The following is a 1,756-nucleotide window of genomic DNA, read 5'->3' as shown; positions in this document are numbered from 1 at the left end:
CGTCGGCCGCTCCGACCCCGAGGCCACCTCGGGCGCCGGACGGCACGGCGGCGCCGTCGAGTCCGGGCCGGGCGGCGACGACGCCGACTTCCTGGAGGTCGAGCAGTTCGCCCGGCTCAAGCGCATCGCCCGCAAACCCGGCCCGGTGCTGTTCCTGGTGCTGCTGCTCGTCTCCCTCACCGCCTGCCGCCAGCTCCTCGGCGGCGGCGCCCTGGCCGGCGGCGCCCTGCTCCCGGCCCCCGCCGGCGCCGGCGACCTGTGGGCCCGCTACACCGACGCCTGGCACGCCGTGGGCACCGGCGGCACCGGCTCCGCGCCGCCCTACCTCGCCGTGCTGGCCGCCCTCGCGACCCTGCTGCTCGGCTCGACCGGCCTCACCGTCACCCTCCTGCTCGTCGGCTCGGTCCCGCTGGCCGGCTTCACCGCGTACTTCGCCTCCCGCCCGCTGGTCGAGTCCCGGCTGCTGCGCGCCTGGGCGGCCGTCGCCTACGCCTTCCTGCCCGCCGCCACCGGCGCGCTGGCCGGCGGCCGCATCGGCACCGCCGTCCTCGCCGTCCTGCTGCCGCTGATCGCCCGCGCGGGCGTCGCCGCCGCCGGCCTCACCGCCCCCGAGGACACCCGCGGCAGCTGGCGTGCCACCTGGGCGTACGCCCTGCTGCTGACGCTCGCCACCGCCTTCACCCCGATCGTGTGGCCCGTCGCCCTGGTCCTCGGCCTCGGCGTCCTCGCCCTGCGCCGCCGCGACCTCGCCGCCTACGGGCCCCGTTTCCTGGCGCAGCTGGGCGCGCCCCTGCTGGTCCTCGCCCCCTGGTCGCTGTCCCTGCTGCCCTTCGGGTTCTTCCGGGAGGCGGGCCTCGCGTACGAACCGTCCACCGCGTCCGCCCTCGACCTGCTGGGCGCGAACCCGGGCGGCCCCGGCACCGTCAGCGGCCTGATGCTGATCGGCGTCGTGCTCGCCGCCCTTGCCGCCCTGCTGCGCTCCGAGCGCCACCTGGGCATCCGGACGGCCTGGGCGGCGGCCCTGGCGGGCCTCGTCTTCGCGGTGCTGTCCAACGACTCGGCCTGGGCCGGCCCCGCCACCCTGGTCTACGGCCTCGCCCTGCTGGCCGCCGCCACGCTTGGCGCCGACGGGGCCCGCGCGCGGGTCGCCGAGCAGAGCTTCGGCTGGCGCCAGCCGGTCGCCGCCCTGATCGCCCTCGCCTGCGCGGTCGGCCCCGTGCTCCTCGCCGCCGGCTGGATGATCCGCGGCGCCGACGGACCGCTTCAGCGGCGCGACCCCGTCCAGGTCCCGGCGTTCGTCGCCGAGGAGAGCGGCACCCGCGACCAGGCCCGCACCCTCGTCCTGGACAGCGACTCCGCGGCCCAGGTCCGCTACATGCTGGTCCGCGGCTCCGGCGCCCGCATGGGGGACGCCGAGACCGCCGCCGTCGACGGCGGCAACGGCACCCTCGACAAGGTCGTCGCCAACCTCGTCGCCGGATCCGGCGCGGACCAGGCCGACCAGCTCGGCGGTTTCGCCGTCCGTTACGTCATGGTCCACCGCGGCGCGCCCCGCGAGGTCGCCCGCGTCCTGGACGCCACCCCCGGACTGAGCCGGCTCAGCCAGCAGGCGGGCGGCGCGCTGTGGCGGGTCGACCGCGAGGTCGCCCGCGCGAGCATCGTGCCCGCCGACGGCACCGGCGGCGAGGCGCGGCCGGTCGCCGCCGGACCCGTCGAGATCCACACCGAGATCCCGGACGGCCCCGAGGGCCGCGTC

1 pseudogene is annotated in these 1,756 nt (G+C 78.2%); it reads left to right on the top strand.

Features of this window, described 5'->3' with window-relative positions:
- Window positions 1-1,756 (top strand): annotated as a pseudogene (locus tag G3I53_RS22885) (family 2 glycosyl transferase); the annotation flags it as partial.

This window comes from Streptomyces sp. SID14436, assembly GCF_010548465.1.
In the GTDB taxonomy this organism is placed as follows: domain Bacteria; phylum Actinomycetota; class Actinomycetes; order Streptomycetales; family Streptomycetaceae; genus Streptomyces.
This window is presented reverse-complemented; position numbering and strand designations above follow the sequence as displayed.